Genomic DNA, 21,457 nt, shown 5'->3' with positions numbered 1-21,457 from the left:
TCAATGACCGTCGCTGCGACCATCCGAATCCAGCAAGCCGACTTCGACGTCGCGCGGGAGATCGCCGCGCTGAGCGAGGGCCGCACCGATGTCGGCGCCGTCGTCAGCTTCAGCGGCATCTGCCGCGGCAGCGAACAGGGCGCGCCGATTGCGGCGTTGACGCTCGAGCACTATCCCGGCATGGCGGAAGCCGAAATCCAGCGCCACGCCGACGAGGCGCTCGCGCGCTGGCCGTTGCAGGGCCTCACCGTCATTCATCGCGTCGGCCGCATCCCGCCTGGCGCGAACATCGTGCTCGTCGTGACCGCCTCGGCGCACCGCCAGGCCGCGTTCGAGGCTGCCGAATTCCTGATGGACTATCTCAAGACCAACGCGCCGTTCTGGAAGCGCGAGGAAAGCGCGCGCGGCACGAGCTGGATCGAGGCCCGCGACCATGACGACGCGGCCGCCGCGCGCTGGACCAAATCCTGATGGCCAAACGCAGCAAAGTGCCTGCGAAGCGCGGTCCTGCCGTGCCGAGGGCGCCGAGAGTAGGTGCCGGCGAGCTCGTCAGTTTGTTCGATTTCCTGCGCTATGCCGTCAGCCGCTTCAACGCGGCCGGGCTCGTGTTCGCGCACGGCACCACCGATCCGGTGGCGGAGGCCGCCTTCCTGATCTCCGAGACGCTGCATCTGCATCCCGACCAGTTCGAGAGCTTTGCCGCCGCGCGCGTCACCGCGGCCGAAGGCAAAGCGATCCTCGACCTGATCGAGCGCCGCATCACGACGCGGAAGCCGGCCGCCTATCTCGTCAACAAGGTCTACATGCGCGGCCTGCCGTTCTATGTCGACGAGCGCACCATCGTGCCGCGCTCCTTCATCGGCGAACTGCTGGATTCGCATTTCGGCGGCGACCAGGACGGCAGTTCGCTGATCGGGGACGCCAACGAGGTTGAACACGTGCTCGACCTCTGCACCGGCTCCGGCTGCCTTGCGATCCTCGCCGCCCGTCATTTTCCCAATGCCGCGGTCGATGCGGTGGACATTTCAAAGGATGCACTTGAGGTCGCCGCCCGCAATGTCGCCGACCATGGCCTTGAGGATCGCCTGACGCTCCATCGCGGCGACCTGTTCAAGCCGCTCGGCAACGTCAGCTACGACCTCATCATCACCAACCCGCCCTATGTCGATGCCGACGGCATGGCATCGCTGCCGCGCGAGTGCCGGGCCGAGCCGAAACTCGCCTTCGACGGCGGCGCCGACGGGCTCGACGTCGTCAGACGCATCGTCGATGAGGCGAAAGCCCACCTCACCCCCGACGGCGGCCTGCTCTGCGAGATCGGCCGCGGCCGCGACAATCTCGAGGAAGCCTATCCGAACCTGCCGCTGCTCTGGCTCGACACCGAGGACTCCGAGGGCGAGGTATTCTGGATCGCCGCCGCCGACCTCTGATCCGCCGTCCCTGCGGGGGCTCCGGACTATTACGGGCCAGACACCCGGCGAAACCGAAAATCGTGTGCAGTTCCAGCCGGTTCGAGAGATCGCTGGCCCGGCGAATCAACAATGGTGCTAAGGTGTGGGCGGGGTTGTTCCGATAAAGGGCGCTGGCGCGCGACATGATTCGCATTTCGACGATCTTCATCGCCATCTGCATGGTGCTGGTCGCAGCCTCGCTCGGCTTCGTCCTGTATTCGGTGGCGGGCATCAGCGGATCGGAATCGGCGATCGTGGCGCTCACCGCCCTCACCTTCCTGATCCTCTACAACGCGGTCTCGATGCGGCTGCGCGACCGCAATGATGTCGGCAACCAGATCGCCGATCTCTCGCGCGGGACCGCCGACCTCGCCCGCCAGGTCGCCGAATTCGGCCGCCGGCTTGCCGCAGTCGAAGGCCGCGTCGCCTCGGCCAACTCCACCAGCGGCGACCGGCTCCAGGCGATGACCGCCGAGATCGGCGAACTCGGTGGACTGGTGAGGCAGCTCGCGGCCTCCGTCGCCCATCATGAAGACATGCTGGCGACCGGTCCGGTGGTCCAGACGGCGCCGTCGCTGCGGGACGATTTGCTGCAGCCGGTCGCAACGGCCCCGGCCGCGGCTGCCGCACCCCCGCCACCACCGGCCCCGGCATTGCCGCGCAGCCAGAGCCAGCTGCTCGCCGCGATCCGGAACGCGATCGAGGACAACCGGCTCGATATCTACCTGCAGCCGATGGTGACGCTGCCGCAGCGCAAGGTGCGCTACTACGAGGCGGTGACGCGGCTGCGCGACGACCGCGACCAGATCCTCGCTGCCGACGATTTCATCGCCGTCGCCGAAGCCGGCGGCCTGATCGGCCGCATCGACCACATGGTGATGCTCCGCTGCGTCCAGGTGCTGCGCCGCCTGATGGTGCGCAGCAAGGATGTCGGCATGTTCTGCAACGTCTCGGCGGCGACACTCGCCAATCCGGCGCAGTTCGCCCAGTGCCTCGATTTCCTCGAGGCCAACCGCGCGCTGGCGCCGTCCTTCGTGCTCGAGTTCAAGCAGGCCACGTTCCGCAATCTCGGGGCGGTCGAGAGCGAGAACCTCGCCGCGCTGGCGCAGCGCGGCTACCGCTTCTCGATCGATCACGTCACCGACCTCCGCCTCGAGCCGCGCGAGCTCGCCGACCGCGGCGTCCGCTTCATCAAGGTGCCGGCCGCGCTGCTGCTCGACGCCAGGCATGGCGCGACGACGGACATTCATCCCTCCGATTTCTCCGACCTGCTCGGCCGCTTCGGCATCGATTTGGTCGCCGAACGGATCGAGGGCGAGCGTTCCGTGGTCGACCTGCTCGACTACGATGTCCGGTTCGGCCAGGGGTTCCTGTTCGCGCCGCCGCGGCCGTTGCGGCCCGAGGGGGCATCTGCTACCGCCGAGGCTCCGCAGACCAGGCCACAGGATCTCAATGGCGCCGGCACTTCAGCACCTGCCCCCAATCCCGCCGCACCGCCGCGCGCGACCGGCAATGCCGCGCTGGCGCGCCGCGCCGTCGGCCCGAACTGAGCAATCCGCATCATGACCTCGCTGCGCTTCGCGGAGCGGCTGCGCGATCTCGTCGGCGATGTCGACGTCGTGCTGTCGGACATCTGGGGCGTCGTGCATAATGGCCTCGAATCCTTCCCCGAGGCCTGCGCCGCCCTGCATGCGTTCCGCGCCCAGGGCGGCACCGTCATCATGATCACCAATGCGCCGCGGCCGGCCGATTCCGTGCAGCGGCAGCTGCGCAAGCTCGGCGTCGCGGACGAGACCTACGATGCCATCGTCTCCTCGGGCGATCTGACGCGCAGCTTCGTCGCAGATCATCCGGGCGAGAGGATCTTCTGGGTCGGCCCCGAGCGCGACAGCTCGATCCATCGCGGGCTCGATGCTCCGATGGTGCCGCTGGAGCAGGCGGACTACATCATCTGCACCGGCCTGTTCGACGACGAGACCGAGACCGCCGAGGATTATCGCGCCATGCTGCTCAAGGCGCGCGACCGCAAGCTGACGCTGGTCTGCGCCAATCCCGATATCGTGGTCGAGCGCGGCGACCGGCTGATCTATTGCGCCGGCGCGATCGCCGAGCTCTATCGCGAGCTCGGCGGCGAGGTGATCTTCTACGGCAAGCCGCACCGGCCGATCTACGAGCGCGCGATGGCGCTGGCCACTGAGCGCCGCGGGCACCCGATCGAACATTCGCGTGTGCTCGCGATCGGCGATTCCGTGCGCACCGATCTCGCCGGCGCCCATGGTTTCGGCATCGACCTCTTGTTCATCACCCGTGGCATCCATTCCGAGGAGTTCGAGGGCGTGGAGTCGCTCGATCCGGCCTCGGTGAAGGAATTGTTCGGCCATCCGCCGCGCGCGCTGATGCGCGAGCTGAAGTGGTAGCGGCTGGGGTGCGCTGCCAAAACATCGAAAACAACCCCATGCAAAGGTGCCGGCGGCGGCCGGACGTTCGACAGGCAGCTTGACACGTCGGGCAACTCGGGAATATATTTCCAATATTCCGAAATTGTGCGGCCGTCCCGCTGACGGCAGAGCTATCGCATATGCATATCGACCGCGTCCCACAGCCCGTCATGCCCGGGCTTGTCCCGGGCATCCACGTCCTTGGTTTCCACGCAAAGCGAGACGTGGATGGCCGGGACAAGCCCGGCCATGACGATGTGGAGGCGTCAGTTCCAGAGCCCGCAAATGCCATATGCGATGTCCGTCCTCTGACGGGCGCAAAAACATGGATGCCCGGGACGAGCCCGGGCATGACGCAATCGACGATGCTGATGCTTGGAGGCGCGCTTACGCCGTCGCCATGTCGGGGAAGACCGCCTCGATCTTGGTCTTCAGCGTGGCGGCGTTGAACGGCTTGACGATGTAGTTGTTGACGCCTGCCTTCTTGGCCGCGATCACGTTCTCGGTCTTGGATTCCGCCGTGATCATGATGAAGGGCGTGGTCGCCAGATTGGGATCGGCGCGGACTTCCTTGAGCAGGTCGTAGCCGGTCATCGGCTCCATATTCCAGTCGGAAATCACCAGGCCGTATTTCTTGCCGCGCATCTTGTTCAGCGCCGCCGAGCCGTCGGAGGCGTCGTCGATATTCTCGAACCCGAGCTGCTTGAGAAGATTCCGGATGATGCGGATCATGGTGCTGTAGTCATCAACCACCAGAACCGGCATGGACAAATCAACCGCCATCTTTTCCCCCAAACTACTCTAATGCAAAGACGCTTCTGCGCGACCACAGCTCTCGGCAAAGGACTAACAGCAGGCGTTAAACAGCGCGTTAACCGGCTGAATCCGGATTGTTACGGATTTGACGCGATTTTCGCCGCGCTTGACTTCCACGCTGCCGCCGCGTCACGGTCCGGCCGCAACATTCATGCTTAAGAATCCCTGAAGAATCGAAGACATGAGCACCGGCTTTACCGTTATCCGCGACACCACCCCCGCAAGCGCGATACCGAAGGGCGCCGTGGTCGCGATGGGCAATTTCGACGGCGTCCATCTCGGCCACCGCGCCGTGATTGGCGCGGCGCTGGCGATGGGCAAAGCGCGCGGCGTGCCGGCGCTGGCCGTGACCTTCGAGCCGCATCCGCGCAGCTTCTTCAGCCCGAACACTCCGCAATTCCGTCTCACGGACGAGACCAACAAGCTGCGGCTGCTCGCGGCGACCGGGCTTGCCGGTGCCGTGGTCATGACCTTCGACAGAGCGCGCGCCGGCACCACGGCGCAGGACTTCATTCATCATGACCTGATCGAACGGCTCGGCATCAGCGGGATCGCGGTCGGCTACGACTTCCATTTCGGCAAAGGCCGCGTCGGCTCGCCGAGCCTCCTGGTCAGCGAAGCGCCGCGGCTCGGCATCGAGGTCGACGTGCAGGCGCATGTCGACATCGAGGAGCGCCCGGTGTCGTCGAGCGCGATCCGCATGGCGCTCGCCGAGGGCGAGATCAGCGAGGCGACCACGATGCTGGGTGGACCGTGGTTCGTCACAGGCCCGGTGATCCATGGCGAGAAGCGCGGCCGCGACCTCGGCTATCCCACCGCCAATATCCGCCTCGACAAGCATTGCGGGCTGAAGCACGGCATCTATGCGGTGCGGGTCGGCCGCGGATCCGAGCGGTTCGACGGCGTTGCGAGCTTCGGCCGCCGTCCGACCTTCGACAACGGCGCGCCGCTGCTCGAAGTGTTCCTGTTCGACTTCAAGGGCGATCTCTACGACACCGTGCTCGATGTCGCATTCATCGGTTTCATTCGCGAAGAGCTGAAATTCGACACCATCGAGGCGTTGATACGCCAGATGGACGACGACAGCGCCACCGCGCGCGCGACCCTCGCCGCGGCGCCGGACGCGTTCCCGAAGCTCGGAGCGATTGGTTGAAGACTGAAAAGCAAAAGATGCTCGCGGGCGAGCTCTATCGTCCCGACGCAGAACTCGCTGCCGACCACACCGCGGCGGAACAATGGATGGCCCGCTACAACGCATCGGGAGCGGCTTCGGCCGGCGAGCTGCACGCGCTGCTTGCCGAGCGCTTCCATCGGGCCGGCAAGGATGCCGTGATCCGTCCGCCGTTCTTCTGCGACTATGGCTATAACATCAGCCTCGGCGACGGCGTGTTCCTCAACTTCAATTGCGTGATCCTCGATGTGGTCGAGGTCGCGATCGGTGACCGCACCCAGATCGGACCCGCGGTGCAGGTCTATACCGCCGACCATCCGCGCGACGCCGCGACAAGGCGGGACGGGCTGGAATTCGGCCGCCCGATCCGGATCGGCAGCGACGTCTGGATCGGCGGCGGTGCCATCATCCTGCCCGGCGTCACGATCGGCGACGGCGCCCTGGTCGGGGCCGGCAGCGTGGTCACGCGGGACGTCGCCCCCGGCGCGATCGTGGCGGGCAATCCGGCCCGGCCGCGGGGTGCTTAGGGACGGTAAGAGATAGAGCACGCAGTCTCCCCACCCCCGTCGTCCTGGCGAAAGCCAGGACCCATTTCCATTGAATTTGGTCGGGAACGGGATGGTGGCCCCGGCACCGCAACAAACATGCCCTTGGGGTAATGGGTCCTGGCTTTCGCCAGGACGACGTTGAATGTCTCGTGCGCCTGGTGGGCTGCGGCTCCCTCGGAACAGCCCGCAGGCCAACCCGGGGGCTTTGCGATTTTCTCGCCCTGCTGCTATGGAAAACCCCATGTTTTCGCGGCGCATCATACGGATTAGCGGCCCGGCTTCCGCCTGAGCCTGACGGGCTCGGCGCAAGACCGGGACTTCGTCGTTTCACCCCGCGAATGATCGCGTATCCGCGCCCTCACCTGCCAGATCAGAGCCCCAGATCACAAGCCATGTCCGACAAGCCGCAAAAGACCGACGCCAAAGACTATTCGAAGACCCTCTATTTGCCGCAGACGGAATTCCCGATGCGCGCCGGCCTGCCGCAGCGCGAGCCGGAAATCCTGAATTACTGGAACGAGATCGGCCTCTACGACAGGCTGCGCCGGAACGCCGAGGGCCGCGCTAAATTCGTGCTGCATGACGGGCCGCCCTATGCCAACGGCAACATCCATATCGGGCATGCCCTGAACAAGATCCTCAAGGATGTCGTGACCAAGAGCCAGCAGATGCTCGGCTTCGACTCCAATTACGTGCCGGGTTGGGACTGCCACGGCCTGCCGATCGAATGGAAGATCGAGGAGGAGAACTACCGCTCCAAGGGCAAGCAGAAGCCGGACTTCCGCGACTCCGCCGCGATGGTCGCGTTCCGCAGGGAATGCCGTGCCTATGCGACGCACTGGATCAACGTGCAGCGCGAGGAGTTCAAGCGGCTCGGCATCATCGGCGACTGGGACCATCCCTACGAGACGATGAGCTATCCCGCCGAGGCGCAGATCGCGCGCGAATTGATGAAGTTCGCCGCCAACGGCACGCTCTATCGCGGCTCCAAGCCGGTGATGTGGAGCGTGGTCGAGAAGACCGCGCTGGCCGAGGCCGAGGTCGAGTACGAGGATTACACCTCCGATATGGTATGGGTGAAATTCCCGGTCACTTCGCCGGCGCATGGCGCGCTCGCCAATGCCTCGGTCGTGATCTGGACCACCACGCCGTGGACGCTGCCCGGCAACCGCGCGATCTCGTTCTCGCCGAAGATCGGCTATGGCCTGTACAAGGTCACGGACGCGCCGGCGGACAATTGGGCGAAGGCCGGCGATCTCCTGATCCTCGCGGACGCGCTCGCCGCAGAGGTGTTCAAGCAGGCGCGCGTCACCGCCTATGAGAAGGTGCGCGACATCCCGGCCGACACGCTCGATGCCGTCGAATGCGCGCATCCGTTGAAGGGTCTCGCGGGCGGCTATGAATTCACCGTGCCGCTGCTGGCCGGCGACCACGTCACCGACGACACCGGTACCGGCTTCGTGCACACCGCGCCCGGTCACGGCCGCGAGGACTTCGACGTCTGGATGGCGAATGCGCGCGAGCTCGAGAGCCGCGGCATCAACACCACGATTCCCTACACGGTCGATGAAAACGGCGCCCTCACCGATCACGCGCCCGGTTTCACCGGCAAGCGCGTGATCAACGACAAGGGCGAGAAGGGCGATGCCAACGAAGCCGTCATCAAGGCGCTGATCGAGGCCGGCAAGCTCTTGGCGCGCGGCCGGCTCAAGCACCAGTATCCGCATTCCTGGCGCTCCAAGAAGCCGGTGATCTTCCGCAACACGCCGCAATGGTTCATCGCGATGGACAAACCCATCGTAGACGCCCCGGGCAAGCCCGGGGCTATGCCCATCGCCGAGAACGGCCATGCCAAGAAGGGCGACACGCTGCGCGCCCGCGCGCTGCATGCGATCTCGGTGACGCAATGGGTGCCGCCGGCCGGCGAGAACCGCATCAACGGCATGATCGCCAACCGGCCCGACTGGGTGATCTCGCGGCAGCGCGCCTGGGGCGTGCCGATTGCGGTATTCGTGCGCGAGAAAGCCGACGGCTCGGCCGAGATCCTGGAGGATGAGGTCGTCAACCAGCGCATCGCCGAGGCCTTCATGGAGGAAGGCGCCGACGCCTGGTACATGGCGGGCGCGCGCGAGCGTTTCCTCGGGTCCCGCGCGAGCGAAGACTGGAAGAAGGTCGACGACATCTGCGACGTCTGGTTCGATTCCGGCTCCACGCATGCCTTCGTGCTGGAAGACCGCCAGAATTTCCCGCAGCTCGGCAACATCGTCCGCAAGATCGACGGCGGCGACGACACCGTGATGTATCTGGAAGGAAGCGACCAGCATCGCGGCTGGTTCCACTCCTCGCTGCTGGAGAGCGCCGGCACCCGCGGCCGTGCGCCCTACGATATCGTGCTGACCCACGGCTTCACGCTAGACGAGAACGGCCGCAAGATGTCGAAGTCGCTCGGCAACACCGTCGAGCCGCAGAAGGTGATCAAGGATTCCGGCGCCGACATCCTGCGCCTGTGGGTCTGCGCCACCGACTATGCCGACGACCAGCGGATCGGCCCGGAGATCCTCAAGAACACCATCGAGACCTATCGCAAGCTGCGCAACTCGATCCGCTGGATGCTCGGCACGCTGCATCACTACAAGCCGACCGAGAAGGTCGCCACGGACGAGATGCCCGAGCTCGAGCGGCTGATGCTGCACGAACTCGCCGGCCATGCCGAAACCATCCGCAAGGCCTATGCCGCGTTCGACTACAAGACCGTGGTCGCGAGCCTTGCGGCGTTCATGAACTCCGAGCTGTCGGCGTTCTATTTCGACATCCGCAAGGACACGCTGTATTGCGATCCGCCGTCCTCGGTGACGCGCAAGGCGGCGTTGACCACGATCGACATGCTCTGCGACGCGATCCTGAAATGGCTCGCGCCGATCATGAGCTTCACCACCGAAGAGGCCTGGCAGATGTATCGGCCGAACGCGGAGCCGTCGGTGCATCTGACCCTGTTCCCCGAGGACCTCGCGCAGTATCGCGACGAGGCGCTCGCCGCGAAATGGGAGACCATTCGTAACGTCCGCCGCGTCGTCACCGGTGCGCTCGAGCTCGAACGCGCCGCCAAGCGGATTGGGTCGTCGCTGGAAGCCTCGCCGGTCATCTTCATCGCCGACAGAAGCATGCTGGCGACGCTGTTCGACGTCGATCTCGCCGAAGTCTGCATCACCTCGAACTACGAGGTGCGCGAGGGCGAAGCGCCGGCCGACGCCTTCCGCCTCGATGCGGTGCCCGGCGTCGCCGTGGTGGTCGAGAAGGCGGTCGGCACGAAGTGCGCGCGGTCGTGGAAGATCCTGCCCACGATCGGGGAAGACCCTGAGTATCCCGACGTCTCGCCGCGCGATGCGCAGGCGCTGCGCGAATGGAAAGCGCTGGGGATCACGGCCTAATATCTGCCGTCGTCCCGGCGAAAGCCGGGACCCATAACCACCGCTGTCTGAACGGACGACGATTGATGACCCAGAGTCATTCAAACAACACCCGACACGGCGTATGGATCTCTGCGCTCGCCCTAGGGCATGCACACGTCTCAATCAACCGCTCCTGCTTAGGGCCGCACGAGCGGTGGGAGGGCTCTCTCCCCCCTTGCGGGGGAGAGTTGGAGAGAGGGGTAAGCCACAAACACCACGCGTGCGGCTTACCCCTCTCCCTAACCCTCCCCCGCAAGGGGGGAGGGAACCCATCCATAGGTGCGCTCCTGACATGTGAACCGTCGCACAAGACATGTACATGCCCTACGGCCTTCGCGGGGACGATGGCTTTGGTGGGGCGCAGATGAATCCCCCCCTCCGCGCCGGCGTGCTGGCGGCGATCGCAACCCTGATCGCCGACCAGGCCTCGAAACTCTGGCTGCTCCACGTGCTCGACATCGTCCGCCTCGGAGCGGTGCGGGTGACGCCGTTCTTCGACCTGGTGCTGGCCTGGAATCCGGGCATCAGCTTCGGCTGGTTCCAGAGCGAGAGCCCGACGGCCCAGATCGTCCTGATGGCGGTCAAGGTGGCCGCGGTGATTGCGCTGGCGGTCTGGATGGCGCGGTCGCGGACCTGGCTCGCCACGGTCTCCCTCGGCCTGATCATCGGGGGCGCCATCGGCAACGGCATCGACCGCTTCGCCTATGGCGCGGTGGTCGATTTTGCCCTGTTTCATATCGAAATCAGCGGCAAAACCTATAATTGGTACATCTTCAACGTCGCCGATGTGGCCATCGTTGCTGGCGTGGCAGCACTATTGTATGATTCCCTGCTGGGGGTCCCCGCCGCAAAAGCGCCCTGATCCCGGCCGATAGGAGCCGGTCGGCGGTCGACATGCAGCATGCAGCGGAACTGTGCCTAAGCCAGTGATCGCTTTGCCGAATTTGAGATGGGGATAGCGCGATGCGCAACACCAAGGCCCGCAACGACCTGAACGAAACGTCCCGGCTGACACTGCTGCGCGGCCTCCGCCTGGCGTTCGTCGCGGCCGGGATCGGCCTCGTCATGACGGCGGGCCCGGTGCGCGCCGGCGACGATGACGATGACGGCGACGACGGCCTGACCTTCGAAGAACGCATCGTCGACAATCTGATGACCGGCCTCGGCGCCAAGAGCGCGGCCAGCAAGGGCATCGACTACCGCGAGCGTTCGCCGCTGGTGGTGCCGCCCAGGCTCGACCTGCCGCCGCCGGCCTCCACCGCGGAAGCCAACGCGCCGAACTGGCCGAAGGACCCCGATATCGCCAAGCGCAAGGCCGCCATCGCGGCGCGCAAGAAGGAAGTCAAGAAGGAGCCCTGGCAGGAAGCGGTGCCGCTGACCCAGGCCGAGATCGATGCGGGCCGCAAGCAGCAGACCGCGAGCGATACCAGCAAGGAGCCGATCGAGCCGGGCGTGACCAAGAATCCGTCGTTGATGCCGGCCGAGCTCGGCTACACCGGTGGGCTGCTTGGCGTCTTCAAGGGCAACAGCTCCGAGCAGAAGCCGTTCAAGGGTGAGCCGACCCGCGACAGCCTGACCGAGCCGCCTGCGGGCTACCAGACGCCGTCATCGAATTTCGCCTACGGCACGGGACCGATGGCCCCGCTGGCCAAGGAAGGCCAGTTCGACGTCATGACCGGAAAGCCGGTCCAGTAAGCGCTTGGCCGTTGGCGTAGCGCCTGACATGAGCAAAGCTTAATGCGGCGTGATGTCCGTCTCTCCGCTTCGTGACATCAGGCACGGGTCGTCGCGTGTACCATGCCGTGCTTTCGCGCCCCGACCTGTGTCGGGGTTTTGATTAAGGATCATGATGCGCTCACGCCGATCGATTGCCCTGTTCGCTGCCGCATTCGTCTCCACGGTCCCGTTGTCGACCAGCGGCCTGCATGCCCAGACCACGGTCACCTCGGAACGCCCCGCCAGCTTCACGCTCGATAACGGCCTGCAGGTCGTGGTGATCCCCGATCACCGCACGCCTGTTGTGACGCAGATGATCTGGTACAAGGTCGGCTCGGCCGACGAGACCCCGGGCAAGTCGGGGCTGGCGCATTTCCTCGAGCATCTGATGTTCAAGGGCACCGCCAAGCATCCGGCCGGCGAGTTCTCGCAGACCGTGCTGCGGGTCGGCGGCAACGAGAACGCCTTCACCTCCAACGACTACACCGGCTACTTCCAGCGCGTGCCGCGCGAGCAGCTCCCGACCATGATGGAGTTCGAGGCCGACCGCATGACCGGCCTGATCCTCAAGGACGAAAACGTGCTGCCCGAGCGCGACGTCGTGCTCGAAGAATACAACATGCGGGTCGCCAACAATCCCGACGCGCGGCTGACCGAGCAGATCATGGCCGCGCTCTATCTCAATCACCCCTACGGCCGGCCGGTGATCGGCTGGCACCAGGAGATCGAGAAGCTCGACCGCGTGGACGCGCTCGCCTTCTACAAGCGCTTCTATGCCCCGAACAACGCCATCCTGGTCATCGCCGGCGACGTCGACGTCAAAGATATCCGCCCGCTGGTCGAGAAGAATTTCGGCCCGATCCCGGCGCAGCCTGCGATCCCCGAGAAGCGCGTGCGGCCGCAGGAGCCGACCCCGGTGGCGCCGCGCACCGTGACGCTGGCGGATCCGCGCGTCGAGCAGCCCGGCCTGCGCCGCTACTATCTGGTGCCCTCGGCGACCACGGCGGCGGCCGGCGAGAGCCAGGCGCTCGACGTGCTCGCGCAATTGATGGGCGGCGGCGCCAACTCCTATCTCTATCGTTCGCTGGTGCTCGACAAGGGTCTCGCGATCTCCGCCGGCGCCGGCTACCAGGGCACCGCGGTCGATCCGTCGCAATTCTCGATCTCGGTGACGCCGAAGCCCGGCGTCGAGTTCGCCCAGATCGAGGACGCCATCGACAAGGTGATCGCCGACCTCGCGCAAAACACCGCCAAGGCCGAGGACCTCGAACGGGTCAAGACCCAGCTGATCGCGGAGGCGATCTACGCCCAGGACAACCAGGCGACGCTGGCGCGCTGGTATGGCGGCGCGCTGACCACCGGGCTCAGCATCGACGACATCAGGAGCTGGCCGGAAAAGATCCGCGCCGTCACCGCCGAGCAGGTGCGCACCGCCGCCGCCAAATGGCTCGACAAGAACCGCTCGGTAACCGGCTATCTGATCAAGGATACGACGGCGAAACGCGAGGAGAAGCGCTCGTGATCCATTCCCTCACCCGCCGCACTCTCACGCGTCGCACTCTCACCCGTCGCACGGTGCTGATCGGCGGCGCCTGCGCCGCATTGCTGACGCTGTCATCGGCGCCCTCGCAGGCCGCGGCCAAGATCCAGCACCTGGTGTCGCCCGGCGGCATCGAGGCCTGGTTCGTGCAGGACGCCACCGTGCCCCTGATCGCGATGGAATACGCCTTCAGCGGCGGCGCCGGCCAGGATCCGGCCGGCAAGCCCGGCGTCGGCAATCTGGTCGCCGACCTGCTCGACGAGGGCTCCGGCGATCTCGATTCCAAGTCCTATCACGAGCGGCTCGACCGCCGCGCCATCGAGCTCAGCTTCCAGGCGACGCGCGATCATTTCCGCGGTTCGCTGCGCATGCTCAAGGACAACAAGGACGAGGCCTACGAGCTGTTGCGCACCGCGCTGACCTCGCCGCACTTCGACCCGAAGGATGTCGAACGCATCCGCGCCCAGGTGATCTCGAACCTGCGCCGGGAATCGACCAATCCGTCGGCGCTGGCCGGCCGCAAATTCCTCGAGGTCGCGTTCGGCGATCATCCCTATGGACGGCAGGCGACCGGCACGCTGGAGAGCGTGCCGACCATCGATATCGCGGACCTCAAGGACTATACCCGCCGGATCATCGCCAAGGACACGCTGCGCATCGCCGTGGTCGGCGACGTCGATCCCGATACGCTCGGCAAGCTCTTGGACAAGACCTTCGGCGCCCTGCCGGCCAAGGCCGAGCTGACGCCGGTCCCCGACATCGTCGCGACCAAGCCGCCGCAGCGCGCCTTCATCCCGCTCGACGTGCCGCAGACCGTGGTCACCTTCGGCGGCCCCGGCGTGCGCCGCCACGATCCGGATTTCATGGCAGCTTATGTGGTGAACCACATCCTCGGCGGCGGCGGACTGTCGTCGCGGCTCTACAAGGAAGTGCGCGAGAAGCGCGGGCTGGCCTATTCGGTCTATGAGGCGCTGATCTGGATGGAGCACTCGTCGCTGTTCATCGGCAACACCGGCACCCGCGCCGACCGCGCCGGCGAGACCGTCGATGCGATCGAGGCGGAGATCCGCCGCATCGCCACCGAAGGCCCGACCGAGAGGGAGCTCGACGAGGCGAAGTCGTACCTGAAGGGCTCGCAGATGCTCGCGCTCGACACCTCATCGAAGCTGGCGCAGGCCATGCTGCAATACCAGCTCGACAAACTGCCGATCGACTACATCGAGAAGCGCAACGCCATCGTCGACGCGGTGACGCTCGACGACACCAAGCGCGTCGCCAAGAAGCTGTGGGGCGACGGCCTTTTGACCGTCATCGTCGGCCGCGCCCCGCAAGCCGCCGCGCAGCCGGTATCGGCGCCGCCGAAGGCGAACTGAGCTCTCCCTCTACACCGCCGTTGCGGCCACCCCTCTCCCCAACCCTCCCCCGCAAGGGGGGAGGGAGCCGGAGACGTGTGCTCACCTCACGTCGCGTCACAACTTGCAGCGCTCGAAAGATTGGGATCGGTAAGGGACGCACCGGCGTTAGGGCTCCCTCCCCCTTGCGGGGGAGGGTTGGGGAGAGGGGTCCGCGGGCTCCGATCGCAGACGTCATCAGCGCTGCATCAACGCCGCCCAAGCACGATCAGCGCAAACCCGCTACATTGCGTCAGCCGATTCTTCCTCTGCTGGTGCTGCCATGCTGCGGGTGTCCCGCGACCTCACGATCGACGAGAACGACATCGAGATCGTCTTTGTCCGCGCCTCCGGTCCGGGCGGACAGAATGTCAACAAGGTCTCGACCGCGGCACAACTCCGCTTCGACACGCGCAAGATCGAACTGCCGCCGGATGCGGCGGAGCGGCTGGTGCGGCTCGCCGGCAGCCGGATGACCAAGGACGGCGTGATCGTGATCCACGCCTTTCGCTTTCGGACCCAGGAACGCAACCGGGCGGATGCGATGGAACGGCTGCTCGAGATGCTGAAGGAATCGCTGGTGCGGCCGAAACCGCGGCGGCCGACCAAGCCGACGTTCGGCTCCAAGCAGCGCCGCCTCGAGGGCAAGAAGCGCCGCGGCGACGTCAAGGCGGGGCGAGGCGCCCGCCGCTTCGACGATTGAACGGCGCGGTTCGGGTGCAGCGCATGACCCACGCTGCACCCGGCTATCGCGTCTTAATACTTCTTCGTTCCGGACGACGACGTGGAACCGGTCGCCTTGTGCGCGCCGCTGGCGGACCCGACGGTGCCTTTGGTGCCGCTCTTCGTGGTGGCGCCGGCCTTGTCGGTCGACGCGCCGGGCTGCGCATTGAGTTCCTCGTCGGCACTGCCCGACGGCGCACCTTGTTGCATCGTGGTGCCGCCGCGGGTCTGGCCCTGGGGCGCCATTCCCTGCGCCAGTACCGGGCCGGCGAGCAGTGCCGACGTGGCAAATGCGATCGCGATCGTCTTCGCTAATTTCATCCATTGCTCCTGGATCTTGCTCGCGCGGGACAGTTCGACGGTTGCTGGCGCCGTTTGCTGCGCCGGACCTGCCCTCACGCGCATTGACGATGTCGCAAACGGCGCGGGCGCCATGCAAGCCGCGTCGTGTGGAGATCGTGCAGGGTTTTCGCGGCCATTTCGCGGAATTGCGCTTCACATATGCGGCGTATCCGCTGACGCCGCCACCTTGTTGTCGTCGCGCCTTCAAACCGGTTGCGCTTTGTTCCGATGAAACAGCCGGCTACTACCACCGCCGATGGGCGGCGCCCTACACTTGCTGCGACACGCGGGGATAACCATGGCGATGCGGCGCGCAGGATGGATCATCGGGCTCTCGTTTTGCAGCGCGATGCTTGCAGTGCACATCGCGCGCGCGCAGATGCCGTTGCCCGCGGCCAAGCCGCCCGATGGTCCGACATTGTTCAAGCAGCAATGCGCGACCTGCCACACCACGAACACATCGGATTCCGTGCGCCAGGGACCCTCGCTCTACAAGGTGATCGGCCGCCACGCCGGCACGGCCGAGGGCTTCAAATATTCCGCCGGTTTCGCCAAGGCCGATTTCGCCTGGGATGACGCGCACCTCGACGCCTGGCTGAGCAATCCGCAAGCGGTGATCCCCGGCGCGGTGATGGCCTATCGGCAGGCCAAGCCGGAAACCCGCGCCATGATCATCGCCTATCTGAAGGAGCTGAACTGAATGGCGAAACCCGTGCATTCGATGATCCGCGTGCTCGACGAGGCCAAGGCGCTCGACTTCTACCGCCGCGCCTTCGGCCTCGAGATCGCGGACAATCTGCGCTTCCCCGATTTCGCACTGATCTATCTGCGCCATCCCTCTTCGCCGTTCGAGGTCGAGCTCACGGTCAATTTCGACCGCAAGGAGCCGTATGCGCTCGGCGACGGCTACGGCCATCTCGCCGTCGTCGTCGATGACGTCGATGCCGAGCACGCGCGCTTCGACAAGGAGAAGCTGTCGCCCGGGCCGCTGCGCGACTTCAAGCACGACGGCAAGACGCTGGCGCGCTTCTTCTTCGTCGCCGATCCCGACGGCTACAAGATCGAGGTGATCCAGCGCGGCGGGCGCTTCGGCTGATCCAATGACAAACAAAAATCTACGGAGAAAACCATGAGAGAAATCGATCGACGCAGCAAGTACGACCGGCGTGTCTTTCTCAAAGGCGCGGCCGCAGCCGCACCCGCGGTCGCGATCGCGACGTCCACGGGTCTCGGCGTCACCGATGCCTGGGCCGAGGACGCCTCGGCGCTGACGCCGGCGACGATGAAGACGCTGCTCAAGGTGGCGCGCGACATCTATCCGCACGATTTCCTCGGCGACAGCTACTACATCACCGCCGTCAAGCCATGGGATGACAAGGCGGCCAAGGACCCCGCGATCAAATCGCTGATCAATGACGGCGTTGCGCGCCTCGACCAGGAAGCCAATGACCGCCACAAGATGCCGTATGCGCAGGTCGCCTGGGAGAACGACCGGGTCGCGCTGTTGCAGAAGATCGAGGAGAGCGCCTTCTTCCAGAAGATCCGCGGCGACCTCGTCGTCTCCCTCTACAACCAGAAAGAGGTCTGGCCGCGGTTCGGCTACGAGGGCTCCTCCGCCGAGCATGGCGGCTACATCAAGCGCGGCTTCGCCGACATCGACTGGCTGCCGAAGGCCTGAACCGACAACGCTGAGGAGGAAACAATGGCAAAATTCGATCTGAATGACAGCGGCGTTGTCGTCATCGTCGGCTCCGGCGCCGGCGGCGGAACGCTCGGCAATGAGCTGGCGCAAAAGGGCGTCAAGGTCGTGATCCTGGAGGCCGGTCCGCGCATCGAGAACCAGGACTTCATCAACGACGAGTGGGACAGCTTCGCCCAGCTCGCCTGGTCCGATGCGCGTACGACATCGGGAAGCTGGCGCGTCCACAAGGACTTCGCTGGCCTGCCGGCCTGGATCGTGAAGGCGGTCGGCGGCTCGACGGTGCATTGGGCCGGCGCATCGCTGCGTTTCGACGAGCACGAGTTCAGGATCAAGTCGGCCTATGGCGGCATCCCCGGCGCCAATCTGATCGACTGGCCGATCACGCTCGCCGAGATGGAGCCGTGGTACGCCAAGGCCGAGGACAAGATGGGCGTCACCCGCACCAACGGCATTCCCGGCCTGCCCGGCAACAACAATTTCAGGGTGCTGGAGGCTGGCGCCAAGAAGCTCGGCTACAAGGAAGTGCATACCGGGCGGATGGCGATCAACAGCGAACCGCGCGACGGTCGCGGCTCATGCCAGCAGATCGGCTTCTGCTTCCAGGGCTGCAAGTCCGGCGCCAAATGGTCGACGCTCTACACCGAGATCCCGAAGGGCGAGGCCACCGGCAATCTCGAGGTGCGCCCGAGCAGCATGGTGATCAAGATCGAGCACGACCAGTCCGGCAAGGTGACCGGCGTGGTCTATGCCGATGCGACCGGCGCGACGCAACGCCAGAAGGCGCGCGTGGTCGCGGTCGCCGGCAACTCGATCGAGAGCCCGCGGCTGCTGCTCAACAGCGCCTCCAGCATGTTCCCGGACGGCTTAGCCAACTCGTCCGGCCAGGTCGGCCGCAACTACATGCGGCACATGACCGGTAGCGTGTATGCGACCTTCGAGAAGTCGGTGCACATGTATCGCGGCACCACGATGGCCGGCATCATCCGCGACGAGGCCGCGAACAACCCGAAACGCGGCTTCGTCGGCGGCTACGAGATGGAGACGCTGTCGCTCGGCCTGCCCTTCATGGCGGCGTTCCTCAATCCCGGCGCCTGGGGCCGCTCCTTCACGTCAGCGATGGAAGGCTATCCGCGGATGGCCGGCATGTGGCTGGTCGGCGAGGACATGCCGCAGGAGACCAACCGCATCACGCTCGACCCTGTGGTCAAGGACAAGTTCGGCATGCCGGTCGCCAGCGTGCATTTCGACGATCATCCGAACGACGTCGCGATGCGCGATCACGCTTACAAGCAAGGCTCGGCGGTGTATGAGGCGGTCGGCGCCACCGTGACCTACCCGACGCCGCCCTATCCATCGACCCACAACATGGGCACCAACCGGATGAGCGAGAAGCCGCGCGACGGTGTGGTCAACAAGTTCGGCCAGAGCCACGACATCAAGAACCTGTTCGTCTCCGACGGCAGCCAGTTCGCCTCCGGTGCGGCCTGCAACCCGACCTTGACGATCGTCTCGCTGGCGATCCGCCAGGCCGACCACATCGCCGGCGCAATGCAGCGCAAGGAGATCTGAGTTTCCCTCTGAGAGGGTGCGAGGCCTTGTCCTCAGCTGCCAGTGTCGTCGCCCGGCCTGTGCGCAATTGCGCACATGGACCGGGCGACCCAGTACGCCGCGGCCCATCGGCTCAATCACTACTGTCTCTGGAATACTGGATCACCCGCATGCGCGGGTGACGACACCGGGCGAGATGCGCAAGCCGTGTCCCGCCTGGACTGCTACTCCGCCGCATCCATGATCGGCGCCGCAGTCGCGCGATAGTCAGTCGCCGGCGCGTTGGCCTTCGAGCGGTAGATCAGGCAGGAGCAGCGCAGCAGCGAGGCGAAATTGTTCACCTCGCCGTGATGGTCCAGCACCTCGTTGTGCAATGTGGTGAGGAACTTGGCGAGGCTCATGCCTTCCTTGGCCGCGATCTCCTCCAGCGTATCCCAGAACGACATTTCCAGCCGGATCGACGTGCAGTGGCCGTCGAGCCGCAACGATCGGGTCTGCGATTCATAGTCGCGTTGCGGCTGGTGCGCGAACAGATGGCACATGGGTTCCTCCGGCGAGAACTTATAATTTTTCTAAACGATATACTCCCACGTGCAGCCCCACAATCGGGACGTAGGGCGTACCGGATACCGCGCTGCCGAAGTCGAGCATCTTCAAGGCCGTAGGCGCCATCCCCAGCTAAGGCCTAACCACCCCATGCATTTGCCTGCGCGGGCCTCTAGAATGCCGTTTGGCCCTCGAATCCTCACTGCAACGCGTCATGCCCGTCCGCCAGCTTCCCGAACAGGTCGTCAACCGCATCGCCGCCGGCGAGGTGGTCGAGCGGCCTGCGAGCGTGGTCAAGGAACTGGTCGAGAACGCGATCGACGCCGGCGCCAGCCGGATCGACATCTTCACCGATGGCGGCGGACGGCGCCGGATCGGCATCACCGACGACGGCAGCGGCATGACCCGCGCCGACCTCGCGCTCGCGGTCGACCGTCACGCCACCTCCAAGCTCGACGACGAGGATCTGCTGCGCATCAAGACCCTCGGGTTCCGCGGCGAGGCGCTGCCGTCGATCGGCGCGGTGGCCAAGCTCGGTATCACCACGCGCCACGCCGGCGAGCCGCATGCCTGGTCGCTCGCAGTCGAAGGCGGCGAGAAGTCGAAGATCATGCCGGCGGCGCTCGGCCACGGCACCCGCGTCGAGGTCAACGATCTCTTCTACGCGACGCCGGCGCGGCTCAAATTCCTGAAGACCGACCGCACCGAGGCGGAAGCGATTCGCGAGGTGGTGCGGCGGCTCGCGATGGCGCGACCCGACATCGCCTTCACGCTCGCGGGCGAGGAGCGCGCACCGGTGACCTGGGCCGCCGCGTTGCCCGGCGCCGCCGGCCGGCTGACCCGGCTCGGCGATATCCTGGGCGCCGACTTCCGCGCCTGCGCGATCGAGGTGCGCGCCGAGCGCGAGGCCGTGATCGTCGAGGGCTTCGCCGCCGCGCCCTCGCTGACCCGCGCCAATGCGCTCGGGCAATATCTGTTCGTCAACGGCCGCCCGGTGCGCGACAAGCTGATCCTCGGCGCGGTGCGCGCCGCCTATTCCGACTATCTGCCGCGCGACCGCCATCCCGTGGTGGCGCTGTTCGTCAGCTGCGAACCGCAGGAGGTCGACGCCAACGTGCATCCGGCCAAGACCGAGGTACGTTTCCGCAACGCCGGCCTGGTCCGCGCGCTGATCGTGCACGCGCTGAAGGATGGGCTGGCCCGCGAAGGCAAGCGCACCGCGGCCAACACCGCCGATGGTGCGGCGCTCTCCGCGTTCCGTCCCGCTTTCACGCCACCGCCCCGTGCCGGCAATTGGGACTGGCGCAGCTCGCCGTCCTATCCGGTCAATCCGATGCGCGCGTTCGAGAGCGCGGCGGCGACCGCCTTCGCCGAGCCTGGACAGGCCGCCTTCGACGTCGGCACGCCGACCGCCGACGTCCGCTTCGAGGCGGCCCCTCACGCCGACCTGCTCGACCGCCCGCTCGGCGCCGCTCGCACCCAGATCCACGAGACCTACATCGTCGCGCAGACCCGCGACGGCCTCATCGTGGTGGACCAGCACGCCGCGCATGAACGCATCGTCTACGAGAGGCTGAAGGCGTCGCTGGCGAAGGACGGCGTGCAGCGGCAGATCCTGCTGATCCCGGAGATCGTCGAGCTCGACGAGGCGACCGTCGAGAAGCTGCTCGATCGTGTCGAGGAACTGACCTCATTCGGGCTCGCAATCGAATCCTTCGGCCCCGGCGCGGTCGCGGTGCGCGAGACGCCGTCGCTGCTCGGCAAGGCCAACGCCGCCGGCCTGCTGCGCGACCTCGCCGAGCATATGGCCGAGTGGGACGAGGCGCTGCCGCTGGAACGCCGCCTGATGCACGTCGCCGCCACCATGGCCTGCCACGGCTCGGTCCGCGCCGGGAGACGCCTCAAGCCGGAAGAGATGAACGCGCTGCTGCGTGAAATGGAAGACACCCCGAACTCCGGCCAGTGCAACCACGGCCGCCCGACCTATGTCGAATTGAAGCTCAGCGATATCGAGAAACTGTTCGGGCGGAGGTAGGAAAACGGAAGCCGGAGAATGTACTAATCTTAGGCGCAACG

The 21,457-nt window shown here is 65.8% G+C and carries 20 protein-coding genes; 17 read left to right on the top strand and 3 right to left on the bottom strand.

From position 1 onward, the window contains the following. The first annotated feature begins 3 nt into the window (after window positions 1-3). The 4 genes from IC762_RS06710 (at window position 4) to IC762_RS06695 (ending at window position 3,868) form a co-directional block, all read left to right on the top strand. Window positions 4-471 carry a molybdenum cofactor biosynthesis protein MoaE gene (locus IC762_RS06710; protein WP_195787920.1) on the top strand — a complete coding sequence of 156 codons (468 nt, stop codon included), beginning with the start codon at window positions 4-6 and terminating at the stop codon, window positions 469-471. Next, the gene (gene prmB / locus IC762_RS06705; RefSeq protein ID WP_195787918.1) at window positions 471-1,430 is read left to right on the top strand and encodes a 50S ribosomal protein L3 N(5)-glutamine methyltransferase; all 960 of its coding nucleotides are present in this window, start codon (window positions 471-473) and stop codon (window positions 1,428-1,430) included. The genes IC762_RS06710 and prmB overlap by 1 nt, the downstream gene beginning before the upstream one ends. 164 nt (window positions 1,431-1,594) lie before the next feature. Next, on the top strand, window positions 1,595-3,001 hold the full coding sequence (locus IC762_RS06700) for an EAL domain-containing protein (protein WP_195787916.1): 1,407 nt from the start codon (window positions 1,595-1,597) through the stop codon (window positions 2,999-3,001). A 12-nt stretch (window positions 3,002-3,013) separates the two neighbouring features. Beyond that, a complete protein-coding gene (locus IC762_RS06695) occupies window positions 3,014-3,868 on the top strand; it encodes a TIGR01459 family HAD-type hydrolase (RefSeq protein WP_195787914.1) in 855 nt (284 codons plus the stop codon). Window positions 3,869-4,276: 408 nt separating this feature from the next. Here the strand turns inward: IC762_RS06695 and IC762_RS06690 are convergent, their stop codons facing one another. Then, the gene (locus tag IC762_RS06690; protein ID WP_016844467.1) at window positions 4,277-4,672 is read right to left on the bottom strand and encodes a response regulator; all 396 of its coding nucleotides are present in this window, start codon (window positions 4,670-4,672) and stop codon (window positions 4,277-4,279) included. 214 nt (window positions 4,673-4,886) lie between these two features. Between IC762_RS06690 and IC762_RS06685 the strand changes: the two genes are divergently transcribed. The 8 genes from IC762_RS06685 to arfB all read left to right on the top strand — a co-directional run bounded on the left by IC762_RS06685 (window position 4,887) and on the right by arfB (window position 15,223). After that, entirely contained in the window at window positions 4,887-5,858 is a 972-nt protein-coding gene (locus tag IC762_RS06685; RefSeq protein ID WP_195787913.1) for a bifunctional riboflavin kinase/FAD synthetase, read from the top strand. 17 nt (window positions 5,859-5,875) lie between these two features. Continuing rightward, the gene (locus IC762_RS06680; RefSeq protein ID WP_210338458.1) at window positions 5,876-6,403 is read left to right on the top strand and encodes a sugar O-acetyltransferase; all 528 of its coding nucleotides are present in this window, start codon (window positions 5,876-5,878) and stop codon (window positions 6,401-6,403) included. A gap of 413 nt (window positions 6,404-6,816) precedes the next feature. After that, the gene (ileS, locus tag IC762_RS06675) at window positions 6,817-9,852 is read left to right on the top strand and encodes an isoleucine--tRNA ligase (RefSeq protein ID WP_195787909.1); all 3,036 of its coding nucleotides are present in this window, start codon (window positions 6,817-6,819) and stop codon (window positions 9,850-9,852) included. Between the two features lie 385 nt (window positions 9,853-10,237). Continuing rightward, window positions 10,238-10,735 carry a signal peptidase II gene (lspA, locus tag IC762_RS06670; protein ID WP_195787907.1) on the top strand — a complete coding sequence of 166 codons (498 nt, stop codon included), beginning with the start codon at window positions 10,238-10,240 and terminating at the stop codon, window positions 10,733-10,735. 101 nt (window positions 10,736-10,836) lie between these two features. Beyond that, the gene (locus IC762_RS06665; RefSeq protein WP_195787905.1) at window positions 10,837-11,568 is read left to right on the top strand and encodes a hypothetical protein; all 732 of its coding nucleotides are present in this window, start codon (window positions 10,837-10,839) and stop codon (window positions 11,566-11,568) included. Between the two features lie 151 nt (window positions 11,569-11,719). Further along, entirely contained in the window at window positions 11,720-13,111 is a 1,392-nt protein-coding gene (locus tag IC762_RS06660; protein WP_195787903.1) for a M16 family metallopeptidase, read from the top strand. Then, complete coding sequence (locus IC762_RS06655; protein WP_433995877.1) at window positions 13,108-14,502, top strand: M16 family metallopeptidase; 1,395 nt, start codon at window positions 13,108-13,110, stop codon at window positions 14,500-14,502. Before IC762_RS06660 ends, IC762_RS06655 begins: the two co-directional genes overlap by 4 nt. 301 nt (window positions 14,503-14,803) lie before the next feature. Next, a complete protein-coding gene (arfB, locus tag IC762_RS06650) occupies window positions 14,804-15,223 on the top strand; it encodes an alternative ribosome rescue aminoacyl-tRNA hydrolase ArfB (RefSeq protein WP_195787901.1) in 420 nt (139 codons plus the stop codon). A 53-nt stretch (window positions 15,224-15,276) separates the two neighbouring features. Here arfB and IC762_RS06645 read toward each other — a convergent pair whose 3' ends face one another. After that, window positions 15,277-15,564, bottom strand: a complete 288-nt coding sequence (locus IC762_RS06645; RefSeq protein WP_195787899.1) for a hypothetical protein — start codon at window positions 15,562-15,564, stop codon at window positions 15,277-15,279. Window positions 15,565-15,964: 400 nt separating this feature from the next. Here IC762_RS06645 and IC762_RS06640 point away from each other — a divergent pair, with 400 nt between their 5' ends. Genes IC762_RS06640 through IC762_RS06625 form a run of 4 tightly spaced genes read left to right on the top strand, consistent with a single transcriptional unit; the run spans window position 15,965 to window position 18,856 of the window. After that, on the top strand, window positions 15,965-16,285 hold the full coding sequence (locus IC762_RS06640; RefSeq protein ID WP_195790019.1) for a c-type cytochrome: 321 nt from the start codon (window positions 15,965-15,967) through the stop codon (window positions 16,283-16,285). Continuing rightward, window positions 16,286-16,681 carry a VOC family protein gene (locus IC762_RS06635; RefSeq protein ID WP_195787897.1) on the top strand — a complete coding sequence of 132 codons (396 nt, stop codon included), beginning with the start codon at window positions 16,286-16,288 and terminating at the stop codon, window positions 16,679-16,681. It begins immediately after the preceding gene. A 33-nt stretch (window positions 16,682-16,714) separates the two neighbouring features. After that, window positions 16,715-17,263, top strand: coding sequence for a gluconate 2-dehydrogenase subunit 3 family protein (locus IC762_RS06630; protein ID WP_195787895.1), 549 nt, complete (start codon window positions 16,715-16,717; stop codon window positions 17,261-17,263). A gap of 24 nt (window positions 17,264-17,287) precedes the next feature. Beyond that, the gene (locus IC762_RS06625; protein WP_195787893.1) at window positions 17,288-18,856 is read left to right on the top strand and encodes a GMC family oxidoreductase; all 1,569 of its coding nucleotides are present in this window, start codon (window positions 17,288-17,290) and stop codon (window positions 18,854-18,856) included. A 203-nt stretch (window positions 18,857-19,059) separates the two neighbouring features. Here the strand turns inward: IC762_RS06625 and IC762_RS06620 are convergent, their stop codons facing one another. Further along, entirely contained in the window at window positions 19,060-19,377 is a 318-nt protein-coding gene (locus IC762_RS06620) for a ribbon-helix-helix domain-containing protein (protein WP_195787891.1), read from the bottom strand. 218 nt (window positions 19,378-19,595) lie between these two features. On the opposite strand from IC762_RS06620, the gene mutL reads away from it, so the two are divergent. Next, window positions 19,596-21,416, top strand: a complete 1,821-nt coding sequence (mutL, locus tag IC762_RS06615; protein ID WP_195787889.1) for a DNA mismatch repair endonuclease MutL — start codon at window positions 19,596-19,598, stop codon at window positions 21,414-21,416. Window positions 21,417-21,457: the final 41 nt, after the last annotated feature.

The sequence above is a fragment of the Bradyrhizobium genosp. L genome (genome assembly GCF_015624485.1).
Lineage (GTDB): Bacteria > Pseudomonadota > Alphaproteobacteria > Rhizobiales > Xanthobacteraceae > Bradyrhizobium.
The sequence above is the reverse complement of the archived record's forward strand: the minus strand, read 5'-3'. Positions and strand labels throughout refer to the sequence as shown.

Excerpts from the sequence above, each read along its gene's own strand:
- IC762_RS06710 (WP_195787920.1), top strand. The coding sequence starts at position 4 with ATGACCGTCGCTGCGACCATCCGAATCCAGCAAGCCGACTTCGACGTC.
- prmB (WP_195787918.1), top strand. The coding sequence starts at position 471 with ATGGCCAAACGCAGCAAAGTGCCTGCGAAGCGCGGTCCTGCCGTGCCG.
- IC762_RS06700 (WP_195787916.1), top strand. The coding sequence starts at position 1,595 with ATGATTCGCATTTCGACGATCTTCATCGCCATCTGCATGGTGCTGGTC.
- IC762_RS06695 (WP_195787914.1), top strand. The coding sequence starts at position 3,014 with ATGACCTCGCTGCGCTTCGCGGAGCGGCTGCGCGATCTCGTCGGCGAT.
- IC762_RS06690 (WP_016844467.1), bottom strand. The coding sequence starts at position 4,672 with ATGGCGGTTGATTTGTCCATGCCGGTTCTGGTGGTTGATGACTACAGC.
- IC762_RS06685 (WP_195787913.1), top strand. The coding sequence starts at position 4,887 with ATGAGCACCGGCTTTACCGTTATCCGCGACACCACCCCCGCAAGCGCG.
- IC762_RS06680 (WP_210338458.1), top strand. The coding sequence starts at position 5,876 with ATGCTCGCGGGCGAGCTCTATCGTCCCGACGCAGAACTCGCTGCCGAC.
- ileS (WP_195787909.1), top strand. The coding sequence starts at position 6,817 with ATGTCCGACAAGCCGCAAAAGACCGACGCCAAAGACTATTCGAAGACC.
- lspA (WP_195787907.1), top strand. The coding sequence starts at position 10,238 with ATGAATCCCCCCCTCCGCGCCGGCGTGCTGGCGGCGATCGCAACCCTG.
- IC762_RS06665 (WP_195787905.1), top strand. The coding sequence starts at position 10,837 with ATGCGCAACACCAAGGCCCGCAACGACCTGAACGAAACGTCCCGGCTG.
- IC762_RS06660 (WP_195787903.1), top strand. The coding sequence starts at position 11,720 with ATGATGCGCTCACGCCGATCGATTGCCCTGTTCGCTGCCGCATTCGTC.
- arfB (WP_195787901.1), top strand. The coding sequence starts at position 14,804 with ATGCTGCGGGTGTCCCGCGACCTCACGATCGACGAGAACGACATCGAG.
- IC762_RS06645 (WP_195787899.1), bottom strand. The coding sequence starts at position 15,564 with ATGAAATTAGCGAAGACGATCGCGATCGCATTTGCCACGTCGGCACTG.
- IC762_RS06640 (WP_195790019.1), top strand. The coding sequence starts at position 15,965 with ATGCCGTTGCCCGCGGCCAAGCCGCCCGATGGTCCGACATTGTTCAAG.
- IC762_RS06635 (WP_195787897.1), top strand. The coding sequence starts at position 16,286 with ATGGCGAAACCCGTGCATTCGATGATCCGCGTGCTCGACGAGGCCAAG.
- IC762_RS06630 (WP_195787895.1), top strand. The coding sequence starts at position 16,715 with ATGAGAGAAATCGATCGACGCAGCAAGTACGACCGGCGTGTCTTTCTC.
- IC762_RS06625 (WP_195787893.1), top strand. The coding sequence starts at position 17,288 with ATGGCAAAATTCGATCTGAATGACAGCGGCGTTGTCGTCATCGTCGGC.
- IC762_RS06620 (WP_195787891.1), bottom strand. The coding sequence starts at position 19,377 with ATGTGCCATCTGTTCGCGCACCAGCCGCAACGCGACTATGAATCGCAG.
- mutL (WP_195787889.1), top strand. The coding sequence starts at position 19,596 with ATGCCCGTCCGCCAGCTTCCCGAACAGGTCGTCAACCGCATCGCCGCC.